Below are 14,479 nucleotides of genomic sequence, written 5' to 3' on the forward strand. Positions count from 1 at the left end.
GGTGTTGCCCCGCGTCGTCCGGTTCGTACGGTGACGGCTCCGACGACAGCCACCCGAGCACCCCCACGGCTCGGGCGAAGAGCGGAGGCGACCCGTGCGCGGAACACGCACGATCACCACGTCAACCGTGGGCGTCCTCGTGGGCGCCCTCACCCTCACCCTCGCGTCGGCCCTCCCGGCCGCCGCCGAACCCACCGCCCCCGCCGATCCTCTCGCCGCGTTCCACGACCAGGAGGTCGCGTGGGCGCCGTGCGGGGAACCCCTCCTCGAAGGGCTGGAGTGCGCCGACGTCGAGGCGCCCCTGGACTACGCCGACCCCGCCGGCGAGCGCGTCACCATCGCGATCAGCCGCAGGGCCGCGGACGACCCCGACCGGCGGCGCGGGATCCTGCTCACCAACCCGGGCGGCCCCGGCGGCACCGGCCGCGTCCTCCCGGTGACCCCCGACCCGGACCGCGGTATCGGCTTCGGTCTCGGCGGCGAGCGCGTCGCCGAGGTCTACGACGTCATCGGCATGGACCCGCGCGGCAGCGGCGCCTCCTCACCGCGTCTGGACTGCGGTGTCGACGACATTGGCCTGTCCAGCCCGCCCCGTCCGGACGACGGGGAGTTCGGCGGCATCACCCGGGCGGCGATCAACGCGGAACGCGCCTGCGACCGAGCGGACGGCGACGTCCGACCGTTCATGACCACGGCGAACACCGCACGGGACATGGACGTCATCCGGGCCGCCCTGGGGGAGGACACGCTCAACTACCTGGGCTACTCCTACGGAACCTACCTCGGCGCGGTCTACGGCGCCCTCTTCCCCGACCGGCTGGACCGCAGTGTCCTGGACTCCGCGGTGCGGCCGGAGGGCGTCTGGCGCGGTGTCTTCACCCAGATGGCCCCCGCCTTCAGCCGCAACGTCGAACGCTACACGCCCTGGATCGCCGAGCACGACGACGTGTACGGTCTGGGGTCGACGTCCGCCGAGGTCCTGGCCGCCTTCGAGGAGACGTCCCGCGAGCTCGAGCGGACACCGCGCACCGACGTGCCCGGATACCCCGACGGATACGCGTTCACCGACGACGACTTCGACGTCCTCGTCGGCCAGTCCGCCCGGTTCCAGGGCGAGTGGGACGTGACCACGGGCCTGCTGGCCTACTTCGTGCACGACGTCCCCTTCCCCCCGGCGGCGGCCCTCGCCGAGGAGGAGCCCGACTACCAGGCGTTCAACCCGAGCCTGACCATCGCCGTGATATGCGAGGCGGAGTGGCCCGACCGCCTCTCCGGCTACTACGCCGACATGCGGAGGGTCCGCGAGGAGCACCCGTTCGGTGTCGGCGCGGCGTGGCACGCGCCGACACCGTGCACCTTCGCCGCGGACGAACCCGTCGAACCGCTCGTGGAACCGGAGCGCGACCGGTACCCCGTCGGCCTGGTCGTCTCCGGGGAGTTCGACACCCAGACCCCCTACGCGGGCGGCGTGGCCATGTCCGAGCGCCTGGGACACCGCCTGGTCAGCGTCACCGACGAGGGCGGGCACGGCTTCTACGGCATGCCCGGCATGTCCTGCGTGACCGACGCGGTGGACGCCTACCTGGTGGACGGCGCCGCTCCCGAGGACGTCACGTGCGCGGGTCGTCCGCGACCGGCGGCGGCCACGGACGAGCCGTTGGCGTCGGACGAGATCGCCGAGTCGCTGTCCGAGACGCGGGAGTCCGCGCGGGGCGGCCTCCCGATCCCGGCACCGCTTCGGTAGGACACCCGCCCGAACCGCGACACGGCCCGCACCGGGAACCTCCGGTGCGGGCCGTGCGCGCGGGCGCGTTCAGCGGCGGGCGCCCTCCAGGCTGCCGGTGGCCCGCTCACCGCTCGTCTCGTAGATCAGGCAGAGGATCTCGCGGTCGTCGGCGTCGTTCCAGCCGCTCTCGGTCGGGAACAGCAGGGTGAAGCCCAGTTCGGACTCCCCCGACGGAACACCGACGAAGGAGTCGAACTCCTCCTGGCACCGCTCGGCGGTCATGTCGACGATCTCCTCCCGCCCGGGGAACTCCCCGTCCTCGAGGTCGCCGACGTAGTAGACCTCGTAGTCGTGCGGTTCGCCGCAGTCGATGACGGGCACCTCGGAGACCGCCTCGTCGGCTCCGTAGTCGTTGAGGCAGTCGCCCAGGTCGAGGCTGAAGACGTTGACGTCCGTGGGACCGACCGGCTCGGTGGGCTCGGGCTCTGGTTCGGGGGGTTCCGGCGTGGGGGTGGGCTCGGGGTCGACGGGTTCGGGCTCGACGGACCCGCCGTCGATGAGGGCGGGCGGAAGCAGGGGGAGGGGGCCGCACGCCGACAGCGCCAGGGCGGCGCCGACGGCCAGGAGGCCCAGGGCGGTTCGGCCGGGGATCGGACGACGCGTCTCGGACACCACGGTGACTCCACGGGATCGTCGTGCTCGCACCGACGGGGATCGGTGACACCTGTGCAGACGCGCGAGAGGCACGAAACGTTCGGTACGTCACCGGATCGATAGGTTCCGGGGCGACTGCCCGCACACCGTGCACGGGAGCACCACCGGACACGGCGAGGGGCGGGGCCCGTGCTGGGCCCCGCCCCGGGGATCACGCGTGCGCGTGCGACTAGCGGTTGGCGCCCTCGAGGGTGCCGGTGACCAGCTCGCCGGTCTTCACGTAGCAGATCACCTCGCGGTCGCCGATCGTGTTCCACCCGTCCTCGGTCGGGGTGAAGGCGTCGATGAGGAACTCCGAGTTGGCGTACTCGACACCGATGAAGTCGGTGAACGCCTGGCCCGCGCAGGTCTCGCTCACGTCGGCGCTCACAGCCTCCTCGCCGGGGTACGTGTCACCAGCGATGTCGTACGTGTAGAAGATCTCGGAGTCGTGCGACTCGGCGCAGTCGAGGATCGGGACCTCGGAGACGTCTCCGCTCATGAAGGCCGTGTTCAGGTCTTCCTTGATGAAGCAGTCACCGATGTTGAGCTGGAACACGTCCGTGTCCGTGGGGCCCTCCCCGCCCTCGGCAGGGGTCTCCAGGTCCACATCGGGAACCTCGATGGAACCGCCGCCCAGGATGTCGGCGATGGGGGCACAGGCGGACAGCGCCAGGGCGGCGCCGGCGGCGAGACCGCCGAGAGCGACTCGGCCAAGGATCGTCTGAGGCTTGTCGGACAGCATCGGTACTCCAGAAAATGGGGATTCACGTCCCGACCCCGTGCGGGTCGAGGGTGGGCGCACCTGGACCAGACGCGCTCGGCTGGGGGTTGGTTCTGGCTGGTCCGGAACTTGTCGGACCGTGCCGGGACCGTGACAGACGGCACCCGGCGACCGCGGCGCGGCGGTCGGCCGGGTGGCGGCGACGGGCCGGGGTCGGGGCCCGCTCGCGGGGGGACGCACGCACACGTCCCCGAACGGCTAGCGGTTGGCGCCCTCGAGGGAGCCGGTGATCATCTCTTCGGTGAACACGTAGCAGACGACCTCGCGGTCGTTGAGCCCGTCCCAGGTCTCCTGGGTGGGGGTCAGCGAGCCGACGAAGATCTCCGAGTCCGCGTAGGCGACGCCGACGAAGTCGGTGAACACCTGACCCTGGCAGGTCTCTTCAGCCTCGGCCCAGGCGGCGTCCTGACCGGGGTAGGTGTCCCCCTCCATGTCGTACAGGTAGTAGATCTCGGCGTCATGCGACTCCGCGCAGTCGACCAGGGGGACGTCGGAGACCTCCGAGCCCGTGCCGAACATCTCGTCCCCGACGAAGCAGTCGCCGACGGCGAGTTCGAAGGCGTTGCCGCCGCCGAGCGCGGAGATCAGCGCGCCGCAGCCGCTCAGGCTGAGCACGGCGCCGGCGGCCGTCGCGGACACCAGGGCGGCACGGACGATGGGGGAAACGGAAGGCATGAGGGTACTCCGGGGTTTTTCAGGGATGGTCCCGCGCAGAGGGGGTGGCGGGAATCGTAGAGTTCACCACCGACCATGGATGTGTCAATCCGGATTAAAGAAAACAGCGAATTGCGCAACCACGACTACTCTCCGCTGTTGTCGCAGGTCATCGCGGATGAGAAATCCACGGTCAGGAGCATGGCAACTCTAAACCACGGCTATGACAGAACCGGGTGACGAGGGCGCGGCAGGAACGGGGACCCGGTCCCGGAAGGAATTCGCCGCACGGAGAATCCGGAATCCGTTGCCTCGTGGGACTTCCGGTGTTCGACGGCGCGACCGCCCCGACCAGAACGGCCACGGTGGTCAGGGGAGGGCGCGGCGCGTGGCGGTGGTGGGAATCACACCCTGAAACCACAGAAGCCCTGGTCGATCGACCAGGGCTGTGTTCTGTGCGTCGTCAGGGACTCGAACCCCGGACCCGCTGATTAAGAGTCAGCTGCTCTGCCAACTGAGCTAACGACGCCTGCTGTTTCGGAGGCCGTCCCGGCCGCCGTTCCAACGGAGTTCACTCTACCGGAACTCCGCGGTTCCCCGGACCGCGTGCGGCGTTCTGTGGGCCATGCCACCAGGGTGAACGCACGCGGCGTGACGGGGCCCATGCCGACGCGAACCCCGCGGACGCGAATGACCCCGGCCCGGAGGTGTGGGCCTCCTGGCCGGGGTCGTCCCGCTGTGCGTCATCAGGGACTCGAACCCCGGACCCGCTGATTAAGAGTCAGCTGCTCTGCCAACTGAGCTAATGACGCTCGCCGTTTCCCAGGGCGGCCGGTGGGCCGTGCTCCCTGGCGACAACGACAACCTTAGCAGGACCTCGGAGCGGCCGCGAACCGGTTCTCCGGCCGCCCCGACGAGGCCCGCGCCCGACGCGGAGTCGGTGGAGTCGCCCCGCGCGACGAACGGGCGCCGTCCACCGGAGGAGTCCTCTCCCTAGGTCAGGGCGAGGAAGAGCGCGATGGCGACGGCGATGACGAGCACCACGCCGACACCGGCCAGGACGAGCGGGAGGATCGGGCGGCGCGCGGGCTCGTCCGTCACGGGGTTCTCATCGACGAAACGGCGGAAGTGCTGGGTGTTCCCCGCCGGGTCGAGGTTGGATTCGTTGTTCTGTGTCATGTGATCGACACTAGCGACTCGTTTGCCCCGTGAGCACCCCCGAGAACCGATCCAGCCGAGATCACAACCACCACTTGGGTTTCTCACGGCACAGTGAGGTGCTCTTCTCCCCCACGGTCACGGAATCTCACCTGCGCGAAAGCCGGACGTAAGGCCGCGGCCCGACACTCGTCTCCGGTGGGTCAGGTCCGGCCGGTACTTCCCCGCGGCCGAGACGGCCCTCCTCGGGCCCGGCGCGCAACACCGCGGCCATCCGGGCCGCGGGTGTCGTCCCGCGTGCCGGGTCCACCCCCTCCGCCACCCGCACCAGGTCCGCCGCCGTCCGGTCCGGGTGGGTGTCCAACCACGCGACCGCCATGCGCAACGGCAGCGGCAGGCACCCCGCAAGACCGGCGAGCCGCTCCAGCTCCCCACGTGAGCAGCGGGCGGGGTCGACGAGGGAGCCCAGGAGCCCGACCGCCTCGTCCGGCTCCAGCGCCCCGATCGGCAGCACCCGCAGCCCGTCCCGCACGAGCAGGTCGGTCAGCCAGAAGCGGCTCGTGACGACCGCCGCGCAGCCGGTACCGCCGGGCAGCAGCGGACGCACCTGCCGCGCGGAGGCCGCGTTGTCGAGAACGAGCAGGACGCGTCGGCGGGCCGTGAGCGTCCGGGCCCGCGCGGCCGCCTCGTCCGCCCCCAGGCCGGGAGGGACCTCGGCGCCCCCGGACAGGGAGCGCAGCAGGCGGCGCAGCACCTCGGCCGGTTCACGCGGCCGGCCGTCCTCGCCCCGGAGGTTGACGTAGAGCTGTCCGTCTGGGAAGTGCGACGCGGCGGTGTGCGCCCACCGCACGGCGAGGGCGCTGCCGCCCGCCCCGGCCGGACCGCGCACGAGCACGCTGCCCGGGGTGAGGCCGCACGGGTCGACCATCCGGTCGAGTTCGGCCAGGGCTCGCTCCCGGCCCACGAGCGGCGTCACCGCGGCGGGCAGCTCGGCGGGGACCGCCATCGCGTCGGTCCGGTCCGCGGACCGCCCGGCGTCCCGTTCCGGTCCCGCCGCACCGCGCCGCCCGGCCGTCGCCGGTCCCGCCGCGTCCGGGCCGGACCCGGCACGGGGGCGGGGAACGCGCGGCACCGCGTCGAGGTCGCCGCGCAGGACTCCGTGGAAGGTCTCCCGGAGATCGCGGCCGGGGTCCGCCCCCAGGCGTTCGGCCAGGACGGTGCGGGTGCGCGCGTACACGCGCAGCGCCTCGCTGGGGCGGCCGCTCCGGTAGAGGGCGACCATGTGGATGCGGGCGAGGGGTTCGCGCTCGGGGTGGGCGGCGGCGACGGGGGCGATCCGGCGCGCGACCTCCTCGTGGCCGCCGCGGTCCAGGGCCGCCCCGAACCCGTCCTCCGCGACGCGCAGCAGCTCCTCGTGCAGGGGCGCGACGTCGTGTTCGTGCAGGGCGGGACTGACGACGTCGCCCAGGACGGGACCGCGCCACAGGGCCAGCGCGTCGGCCAGCAGGGCGGCGCGGACGTCCGGTGCGTCGGCGGCGTCGGCGCGGCGCACCAGGGCACGGAAGGCGAGCAGGTCGGACTCGGACTCGGCGAGGTCGATCCGGTAGCCGCCGTCGCCGCCCCGGATGAGCGGACGGCCGCAGTGCGCGTCGAACAGGGCGCGGGCACGGGCCACGTGGACCTGGAGGGCGCCGCGGTTGGCCGGGCCCGGTGGCACCCCCCACACGCGATCGACGAGGTCCTCGACGGAGAGCGTGCGCCCCGCGCCGAGCAGGAGGGCCGCCAGGAGGGCGCACCGCTTGCCGCCGCGCAGCGGGAGGGCGGTCCCGTCGACCTCGACGCCGAGGCGGCCGAGGACGGTGACGCGCAGGGCCCGGACCGGGCGCCCGTCCGGGGGTGGGTCCGAGGCTCGGACGTCGGCGGCCGTGGCGTGCCGACCTACCGCCGGGTCGCGTGGCGACACAGCACCATCCCCCCTGCCTGACGGCGCCGACGTGAGCGGGTGGCCGCGGCGCCCCGCCCCCAGGGTGCCCACTGAGCTGGGATTTCGCAATCGCCACCCCGGTACTTGCCGCCAGCGGGGTCCCTTGTCATCCTTGATTCTCCCGCTTTTTCCCTTCCTCGCGTTGACTCTGCACCACGACCGAAAGAAACTTTCCTCCATGGCGCAAATTCCGAAGCCCAACGGCGACCAGACCAACGGGGACGCCGTCGCCTCCGCCGTTCCCACCACGGTGCTGCGCATCCGGTCGCTGATCCCCTCCCTGGCCCCGGCCGAGCGGCGGGTCGCCCAACGGGTCGTGGACGACCCCGAACGGGCCGCGGCGTCGTCCATCACCCAGCTCGCCAAGGACTGCGCCACCTCCGAGGCCACCGTGATCCGGTTCTGCCGGACCATCGACTTCAGCGGCTACCGCGAGCTGCGCCTGGCCCTGGCGACCGAGGCCGGTCAGGCGCGCGGCGCCCGGTCCGCGGCCCCCGAACTGGCCAGCGACATCGACCCGGACGACACCCTGGTCACCGTGGTCCAGAAGATCGCCTACACCGACGCGCGCGCCGTGGAGGAGACCGGCGCCGCGCTCGACGTCGACGCCCTGCGCACGGTCATCGACGCGATGGCCGCCGCCCGCCGGATCGACGTCTACGGGGTGGGGGCGAGCGCCTTCGTCGGCGCCGACCTCCAGCAGAAGCTGCACCGGATCGGGATGACGTCCTTCGCGTGGGCGGACGCGCACGTCATGCTGACCAGCGCCGCGCTGCTCGACGCGCGCGACGTGGCCATCGGCATCTCGCACAGCGGCACCACGATCGACACCGTGCAGGCGCTGGCCGAGGCGGGACGGCGCGGGGCGCGGACGGTGGCGATCACCAACTTCCCCCGCTCCCCCATCGGCTTCGCCGACCACGTGCTCACCACGGCGGCGCGCGAGACCACGTTCCGTTCGGGGGCGACGGCCAGCAGACTCGCGCAGCTGACGGTCGTGGACTGCCTCTTCGTGGGGCTCGCCCAGAGCCGGTACACCGAGAGCCGCACCGCCCTGGAGACCACCTTCGAGGCCGTGCGCGGCCTGCGCATCAACGACGACCGAAGACGCCGCCGAAGCGGAGAGGCCGCCGACGCCACGGACGCCGGCGACGACTGATCCGAGCCTCCCCGGCCGCCGTGGCGGCGCCGGGGCGACCACCGACGGAAGGGAACGGCTGCCGGTGCGGACCGAACAGGAGAGCGCTGTGCACAGCGGTACGGACGACGGGTCCACGGGGGCGGGCACCGCCACCCGTCCACCGGGGGGCGGTGACACCGTGATCGTCCGCGCCCCCACCGAGGCCCGCAACTCGGGGACGCACGACATCGACCTGCTTCCGTCGTTGGACGTCCTGCGGCAGATCAACGCGGAGGACATGACCGTGCCCTCGGCCGTGGCCGCCGTCCTGCCGGAGCTGGCGCGCGCCGTCGACCTGGGCGTGGCGGCCCTGGAGTCGGACGCGGCCATCCACTACTTCGGAGCCGGGACCTCGGGCCGCATCGCCGCCCAGGACGCGGCGGAGCTGCCGCCCACCTACGGCGTGCCCGCGGAATGGGTGGTGGCGCACCACGCCGGGGGCGGCGGCGCCCTGGTCCGCGCGATGGAGGGGATCGAGGACGACTGGGAGTCCGGCCGGATCGACGCCGCGGGCGTGGCTCCGGGGTCGCTCGCCGTGGGGTTGGCCGCGAGCGGCCGCACCCCGTACGTGGGCGGCGCGCTGGAGGCCGCCCGGGAGCGGGGGGCGGCCACGGTGCTGATCAGCGCGAACCCGGCCGCGCCCCTGGCCGGGGGCGTGGACGTGCACGTGGGGATGGACACCGGAGCCGAGGTGATCGCCGGGTCCACCCGGATGAAGGCGGGGACGGCGCAGAAACTGGCGCTGAACGCGTTCTCCACGGCCGTGATGGTGCGGATGGGACGGACCTACTCGAACCTGATGGTCGGCGTGGACGCCTCCAACAGCAAGCTGCGGGGGCGCGTCGTCACCATCCTGACCCAGACGACCGGGTTGACCGAGCGGGTGTGCGAGGAGGCGCTGACGGCGGCGGACGGCGACACCCGCGTGGCGCTGGTGTCGCTGCTGGCCGACGTGGATCCGCAGCGGGCGGCGCGGGCGCTGTCCGCGGGGAGGGGACGCGTCCGCGCCGCACTGGCCGAGCTGGGGGTTCCCGACCCGCCCGTGTGACCGTGCTTCTTTGGGCCTCCGCTTCGCTTCGGCCCGTGTTCGGGCGCCCCAAGGCCAGGGATGCTTCCTCCTCGTCTTCGCCTGACGCTCGTTCCTCGCTAGCGGCTCGACTCGTCGTGCAGCACCCTGGCGGCGCCCGAACGGTCACCCCCTCGAGTGACCGCTCCGGGAACTCCGCCTAGCCGTCGAGGGCCTTGCCGATGAGGCCGAGCGGCGGCGAGCCCAGGTCGAGCAGGGCCCGGTGGAACCGGGCGAGGGAGAACCCGTCGCCCCACCGTTCCCGGGCCCGCTCGCGCAGGGCGAGGATCTCCAGCTTGCCCCAGGTGTAGCGGCCGTAGGTGGGGTCGAAGGTGGCCCGGTTGGCCTCGGACAGGGCGGCCGGGCCCTGGAGCGGGGTGTCCGCCGAGAAGCGGGCGGCCGCCTGCTCCACGGTCATCCCTCCGGTGTGCACGCCGACGGCGACGGACAGGCGGGTGACGCGGATCAGCGCCTCCAGCCACACGCCGATCTCGTAGTGCGTCGCGGTCCACTCCGGATCGCCCAGCCGCTCGGCCGCGTACGCGCCGAAGCCCTCCTCCAGGCACATCTCCTCGGCGTAGTGCGCCCAGCCCTCCGCGAAGGTCATGGAGTGCAGGGCGCGGCGGACCGCGCTGGGCGCCCGGCGCAGGGCGCGGCCGTGGGAGTAGTGGCCGGGCGCCACCTCGTGGACGCTGACGGCGGGCAGGGTGGTGTGGCTGAACATCTCCAGCCACTCTGCGGCCTCCTCCTCCGACCAGTCCGCGTCGGGCGGGGTGATGAAGTAGAAGGACGGGGTGTCCGCCTCCCACGGGCCCGACCAGGCCATCATCGCGGTCGCCCACCGCTGGGACGGCGGGGAGACGTCCACGCTGCACTCACCGTCGCCGTACGGGGCCAGATCGCGCTCGGCGGTGAAGTCCAGGGCGAGGCCGGTCCAGCGGCGCGCGGCGTCGAGGACGCCCTCGGCGTCCGGGTGCCGCCGGGTCAGCTCCCGGCTGACCTCCATCGGGTCGCGGCCGGGCGCCAGTCGTCCGGTGGCCTCGGCCAGCCGGTCGCGCAGGCGGTCGCGTTCGGCGTCGGCCCGGGCGGCCAGGGCGGCGAGGTCGACGGTGACGGCCTCCTGGACCCCCATGAGCCTGCTGAGGTCCTCAGCCCCGAGCGCGGCGCTCGCGGGCCCGGACCCGGCGGCCTCCTCGACGTGCGCGACCAGCCGGGCGTGGGCCACCAGGGCGGCCGCGCGCACGTCCTCCGGGACGGTCGCGGGCACCCCCTCGGCGGCGCCCCGGACGGCGCCGAGGAGCGAGCGGGCGACGGGCGCGGAGAGGCGGTCCAGGGCGGCGATCGCGTGGTCCACGACCTCGGGCCACCGTCTGAGGTGGTCCACCCGGGCGCGGTCCCGTTCCTCCCGCGGGGCGTAGGCCCGGTCGTAGCAGGACAGGTCCAGTTCGCCGAGGTGGTACAGCGGGTTGGCGCGGTGCAGCTGGAGTTCGCCCAGCTCCACGCGGAGGCCGTCCTCGAACGCGGACAGGTGGGCCTCGTCGTGGGGGTCGTCCAGCGGGTCGCCGCCGAGGGCGGCCAGCCCCGTGCGGACGCCCTCCGGGGACAGGTCGGCGACGACGCCGTCGTACTCGTGCATTCCGGCGCCCTCGCGCATCCCGCCGGGCAGGAGGTCGGCCAGGGCGCGCAGGCGCGGCGTGAGTTCGTATTCGTCTGGCATCCGGTGACTCTAACCACCGCTCCCGCGTCCCCGCGAGGCGAGCGCCGTGAACAGCGCGAACACGAACACGGAATGAATCCGGAACCTGACAGCCCGTCGACTCGTCTCCCCGGGTGTGACGACTTCCGACACCACGCCCCCGGACTCCACCTCCGCCGAGGACCGCCGCGACACTCCCCACGCCCGCGAGGACCGGGACACCGCCCCCGGACGCGGGAGGCTCCCCTGGCGCCGGATCCTCGGCGTCCTGGCCGCGGCCGCCGTCCTGGCGGGTTGCGCGCCGTTCGTGTGGTCGCTCGTGTCCACCGCCGAGGACCGCCACACCGCCGTGACCGTGCCCGACCGCCCGGTGGCCCTCGTGCTCGGCGCGGGCGTGCGCCCGGACGGCGTCCCGACGCTGCTGCTGGCCCGCCGCCTGGACACCGCCGCCGACCTCTACTTCGACGGCCGGGTGCGGGCGATCCTGGTCAGCGGGGACAACAGCGTGGACCACTACAACGAACCCGACACCATGCGGGAGTATCTGATCGCCGCCGGGGTCCCCGGCGACCGCGTCGTCACCGACTACGCGGGCTTCTCCACCTGGGACTCCTGCGCCCGCGCCCGCGAGGTGTTCGGGGTCGAGGCGGCCACCGTCGTCACCCAGGACTTCCACCTGCCACGCGCCGTGGGGCTGTGCCGGACGGCGGGGATCGACGCGGTGGGCGTGGCCGACTCCAGTCTGCGGGAGCGCACCACCGCGACCGTCTACGGCTGGTTCCGGGAGGTCCCGGCGACCGCGGCCGCCTTCCTCACGACGGTGTTCCGCCCCGATCCCGTCTTCCTCGGCGAGTACGAGTCCGGGGTGGACGACGCCCTGGCCGCCGCCGAGGCGGCCGACCAGGGCTGACCGTCACCGGCGGCTACCGGCCGCCGAACAGGCGTCCGAACAGGCCGCCGCGCTCGGTGTCGGGGCCCCGCGTCCCGGGCGCCGGGGTCGCGGGGGCCTCCGGTTCCTCGGGCTCGGGCTCCGCGCCGACCAGCTCGCAGAACTCGGTGTGGTCCTCCGGCAGCGCCCAGGCGCGCAGGGTGGCGGCGAACTCCTCGTCCGCCCAGGCGGAGGCGGGCAGTTCGGCGATCGCCCACAGGACCTTGAGCGTCTCCTCGCCGTACTCGGCGTGGGAGTGCTCCTCGGCGGTGAACCCCCGCGAACGGGGGCCGAGGACCATCTCCAGCCCGACCCCGGTGACCAGGGCGCGCGATGCGTCCTCGCCCTTGATCAGGCCGGGCAGCATGTCCAGGCGCAGGCGGCGGGCGCGCGCACCGGCGCGGCCGAGCGCCAGGAAGCCGAGGACCTGCGGGGAGCGCGTGCCGCAGTGCGGCCAGGACTCGTTGAACAGGCCCTCGTATCCCATACCGGTGCCGCCGCCGCGCCCGATGCGGCGCAGCCCCTCGCGCGGGGTGTTCTCCCCGTGGATGAGCACCATCGCCACGGATGCGGCGAAGGAGTTGTAGAGGTTCCCCCCGCCCATCTCGTGGGTGAGCGCGACGGTGGTGTCGACGTCCTCGGGGCTGGCCAGCAGGCCGAGGGCGAACAGTTCGGCGGGCAGCGGCTCCCCGTTGTCGTGGCCGCCGCTCATCACCTCGGTCAGGGACGCGGGCGCCTGGGGCGCGCCGCGCAGGTCCTTGGCGAGGAGGAACTGGGAGGCGCCGGTGATCTCCGCGGTGATCAGCTCGGCGTCGTCGTGGAGGAAGGCGAGCACGTAGCTCACCCACTCCCCGGCCCGGTCCAGCCCGCCCCGGTTGCCGCCGCCCCGCAGGAGGGTGACCAGGTCGGGCACGCGGGCGCGGATCGCCTCGTAGGTGTCGAGTTCGGCCTGGAGGAGGGCCGCCCCGTCCGGGGAGCCCATGACGGCCAGCCGGTGGCGCATGCGCCGGTGGTGCTGTTCGTCCGGGGCCTCCTCGGCCCAGGTCCGGTACTGCTCGCGGACCTTCTCGGCGTCGTTGGAGTTCGCCCAGGCCACCTCGTCCCGCCACTGCTGGAGGTCGAGCGGCTCGGGGAAGCGGTCCTCGGCGTTCCCGCTGACCAGTTCGAGGAGGAGGCTGAGCGGCCGCCAGCGGTCGGTGACCGGTGTGTCCGGGGAGCAGGCGACGTCGACGAGGACGTCGACGGCCCTGGGCGCGGCGAGGTGTCCCGGCGCGGGGAAGTGGACGATGTCGTGGAGTTCGGAGAGCGCGGCGTCGCTTCCGGCCAGCGTCTCCAGGAGTTCGGGGATCCGCTCGCCCCCCTCAGGGGCCAGCGCGGCCCAGTCCACGTCCCGCGCGCCGTCGTGTGGGCTGTTGGTCGCGTTCATGTGTGTTCGTGGGTGTGGACCGCCCGTCCTTGGCGGGGAGGCAGCACCCACCTCCTTCCTGCCTGGAGCCTACAAACAAGCTGCTGGAAGGTGGGAAACGAAGGGGACGCGTCACGGCTCCGCGCGCGCCGGGGCGGGGCGGGGCGGAGGGCCGCGTCGCGCAGTGCCTTGACGGCGGCGCCGACCTCGCGCGCGTAACCGACGACGGTGGAGCGCCGCCGGGCGCCCAGGCTCGGGTCGCCGACGCCGACGGCGTCGATCCCGGCGGCTCGGGCGAGCGCGACGGTGCGCGGCAGGTGGAAGGACTGGGTGACCATGGTGGCCGCCTCGACGCCGAAGAGGTCGCGGACCCGGACACAGGTGTCCCAGGTCCGGTAGCCGTGGCGGTCGGCCTCGATCCGGTCGGCGGGGACGCCGTGGGCGACGAGGTAGTCGGTCATGGTGTCGGTCTCGCGGCGGGAGACCTCGCGGTTGTCGCCCGAGACGATGATCCGGCCGACCCGGCCGTCCTCGATCAGGCGCACGGCGATGTCGAGTCGGCGGGCGAGCAGGGGCGAGGGGCCGTCGTTCCAGGCGGCGGCGCCCAGGACGACCGCGACCGGCCGGCGGGGCACGGTCCGGAGGGTCCTGCGCCGGCCCGCGCTGGCCAGGTACGTCCACGCGAACGGCGCCAGTGCCAGGACGGGCACGCCGGCCCCGATCGCCACGATCCACACAGCCACCCCGGCCGCCCTCCTCCTCCGACGCTCGTGCGCACCCCCATCATGGCGTACCGGTGGAGCACGGGAGCCGGGGCGGCCGACCGCGCCCACCGGCGCATCGGTGCGGCCGCGAACGGAACCGTTCGAGGGCACCGACCGTCCATCTGTCGTACCCCTCAGCGATGATGGGGCTCGCCCGGTCGCACGGACCGGGCGGCGGGACTCGCCACCAGCACGAGGTTCCCGGGCTCGGCGCGCTTTGACGGCGCCCGGGACTGGGTACCGCTTCTCTAGGGTGGTTGAGGACTCTGCCGGGGTAGGACGGACCCCGGCAGAGTCCTGAACCACGCGTCGGCCGCGTGCTCCGTGCCGTACACGATCTCGCGCGTCGGCTCCCCCGCACAGAGAGTGTCCGGATCCGGCCACATCGTCAGCGGCGCGGCCGCTTGCGTCGGCGCCTCCCGCGTCCCACGAGTCCCGGTC

11 protein-coding genes, 2 tRNA genes and 1 pseudogene are annotated in these 14,479 nt (G+C 73.4%); 4 read left to right on the forward strand and 10 right to left on the reverse strand.

Annotated features, from left to right (window positions below):
• The first annotated feature begins 94 nt into the window (after positions 1 to 94).
• Positions 95 to 1,744, forward strand: coding sequence for an alpha/beta fold hydrolase (locus AB0I72_RS20760; RefSeq protein ID WP_358571111.1), 1,650 nt, complete (start codon positions 95 to 97; stop codon positions 1,742 to 1,744).
• Positions 1,745 to 1,813: 69 nt separating this feature from the next.
• On the opposite strand, the gene AB0I72_RS20765 is transcribed toward AB0I72_RS20760, so the two are convergent.
• The 7 genes from AB0I72_RS20765 to AB0I72_RS20795 all read right to left on the reverse strand — a co-directional run bounded on the left by AB0I72_RS20765 (position 1,814) and on the right by AB0I72_RS20795 (position 6,885).
• The gene (locus tag AB0I72_RS20765) at positions 1,814 to 2,398 is read right to left on the reverse strand and encodes a septum formation family protein (protein WP_358571114.1); all 585 of its coding nucleotides are present in this window, start codon (positions 2,396 to 2,398) and stop codon (positions 1,814 to 1,816) included.
• A 211-nt stretch (positions 2,399 to 2,609) separates the two neighbouring features.
• Positions 2,610 to 3,164, reverse strand: a complete 555-nt coding sequence (locus tag AB0I72_RS20770) for a septum formation family protein (RefSeq protein WP_358571116.1) — start codon at positions 3,162 to 3,164, stop codon at positions 2,610 to 2,612.
• Between the two features lie 237 nt (positions 3,165 to 3,401).
• Positions 3,402 to 3,878 carry a septum formation family protein gene (locus AB0I72_RS20775; RefSeq protein WP_358571119.1) on the reverse strand — a complete coding sequence of 159 codons (477 nt, stop codon included), beginning with the start codon at positions 3,876 to 3,878 and terminating at the stop codon, positions 3,402 to 3,404.
• A gap of 435 nt (positions 3,879 to 4,313) precedes the next feature.
• Positions 4,314 to 4,386, reverse strand: a tRNA-Lys gene (locus AB0I72_RS20780).
• 210 nt (positions 4,387 to 4,596) lie between these two features.
• A tRNA-Lys gene (locus AB0I72_RS20785) sits at positions 4,597 to 4,669 on the reverse strand.
• A gap of 181 nt (positions 4,670 to 4,850) precedes the next feature.
• Entirely contained in the window at positions 4,851 to 5,036 is a 186-nt protein-coding gene (locus AB0I72_RS20790; RefSeq protein WP_358571121.1) for a hypothetical protein, read from the reverse strand.
• Positions 5,037 to 5,163: 127 nt separating this feature from the next.
• Entirely contained in the window at positions 5,164 to 6,885 is a 1,722-nt protein-coding gene (locus AB0I72_RS20795; RefSeq protein ID WP_358571238.1) for an AfsR/SARP family transcriptional regulator, read from the reverse strand.
• Positions 6,886 to 7,177: 292 nt separating this feature from the next.
• Between AB0I72_RS20795 and AB0I72_RS20800 the strand changes: the two genes are divergently transcribed.
• Both AB0I72_RS20800 and AB0I72_RS20805 read left to right on the forward strand, forming a co-directional pair.
• Positions 7,178 to 8,158 carry a MurR/RpiR family transcriptional regulator gene (locus tag AB0I72_RS20800; protein WP_358571124.1) on the forward strand — a complete coding sequence of 327 codons (981 nt, stop codon included), beginning with the start codon at positions 7,178 to 7,180 and terminating at the stop codon, positions 8,156 to 8,158.
• Between the two features lie 64 nt (positions 8,159 to 8,222).
• Positions 8,223 to 9,227 (forward strand): N-acetylmuramic acid 6-phosphate etherase, encoded by a 1,005-nt coding sequence (locus AB0I72_RS20805; protein ID WP_358571127.1) that lies wholly within the window; start codon positions 8,223 to 8,225, stop codon positions 9,225 to 9,227.
• A 178-nt stretch (positions 9,228 to 9,405) separates the two neighbouring features.
• Here the strand turns inward: AB0I72_RS20805 and AB0I72_RS20810 are convergent, their stop codons facing one another.
• Positions 9,406 to 10,962, reverse strand: a complete 1,557-nt coding sequence (locus AB0I72_RS20810; protein WP_358571130.1) for a DUF885 family protein — start codon at positions 10,960 to 10,962, stop codon at positions 9,406 to 9,408.
• Positions 10,963 to 11,077: 115 nt separating this feature from the next.
• Here AB0I72_RS20810 and AB0I72_RS20815 point away from each other — a divergent pair, with 115 nt between their 5' ends.
• Positions 11,078 to 11,851, forward strand: a complete 774-nt coding sequence (locus AB0I72_RS20815) for an ElyC/SanA/YdcF family protein (protein ID WP_358571133.1) — start codon at positions 11,078 to 11,080, stop codon at positions 11,849 to 11,851.
• 13 nt (positions 11,852 to 11,864) lie between these two features.
• Here AB0I72_RS20815 and AB0I72_RS20820 read toward each other — a convergent pair whose 3' ends face one another.
• Both AB0I72_RS20820 and AB0I72_RS20825 read right to left on the reverse strand, forming a co-directional pair.
• Positions 11,865 to 13,295: a hypothetical protein gene (locus tag AB0I72_RS20820; RefSeq protein ID WP_358571136.1), complete on the reverse strand. Its 1,431-nt coding sequence runs from the start codon at positions 13,293 to 13,295 to the stop codon at positions 11,865 to 11,867.
• Between the two features lie 134 nt (positions 13,296 to 13,429).
• A pseudogene (locus AB0I72_RS20825) lies at positions 13,430 to 14,017 on the reverse strand (ElyC/SanA/YdcF family protein); the annotation flags it as partial.
• Between the last annotated feature and the right edge of the window lie 462 nt (positions 14,018 to 14,479).

The organism is Nocardiopsis sp. NPDC049922 (assembly GCF_040660275.1).
Classification (GTDB): domain Bacteria; phylum Actinomycetota; class Actinomycetes; order Streptosporangiales; family Streptosporangiaceae; genus Nocardiopsis.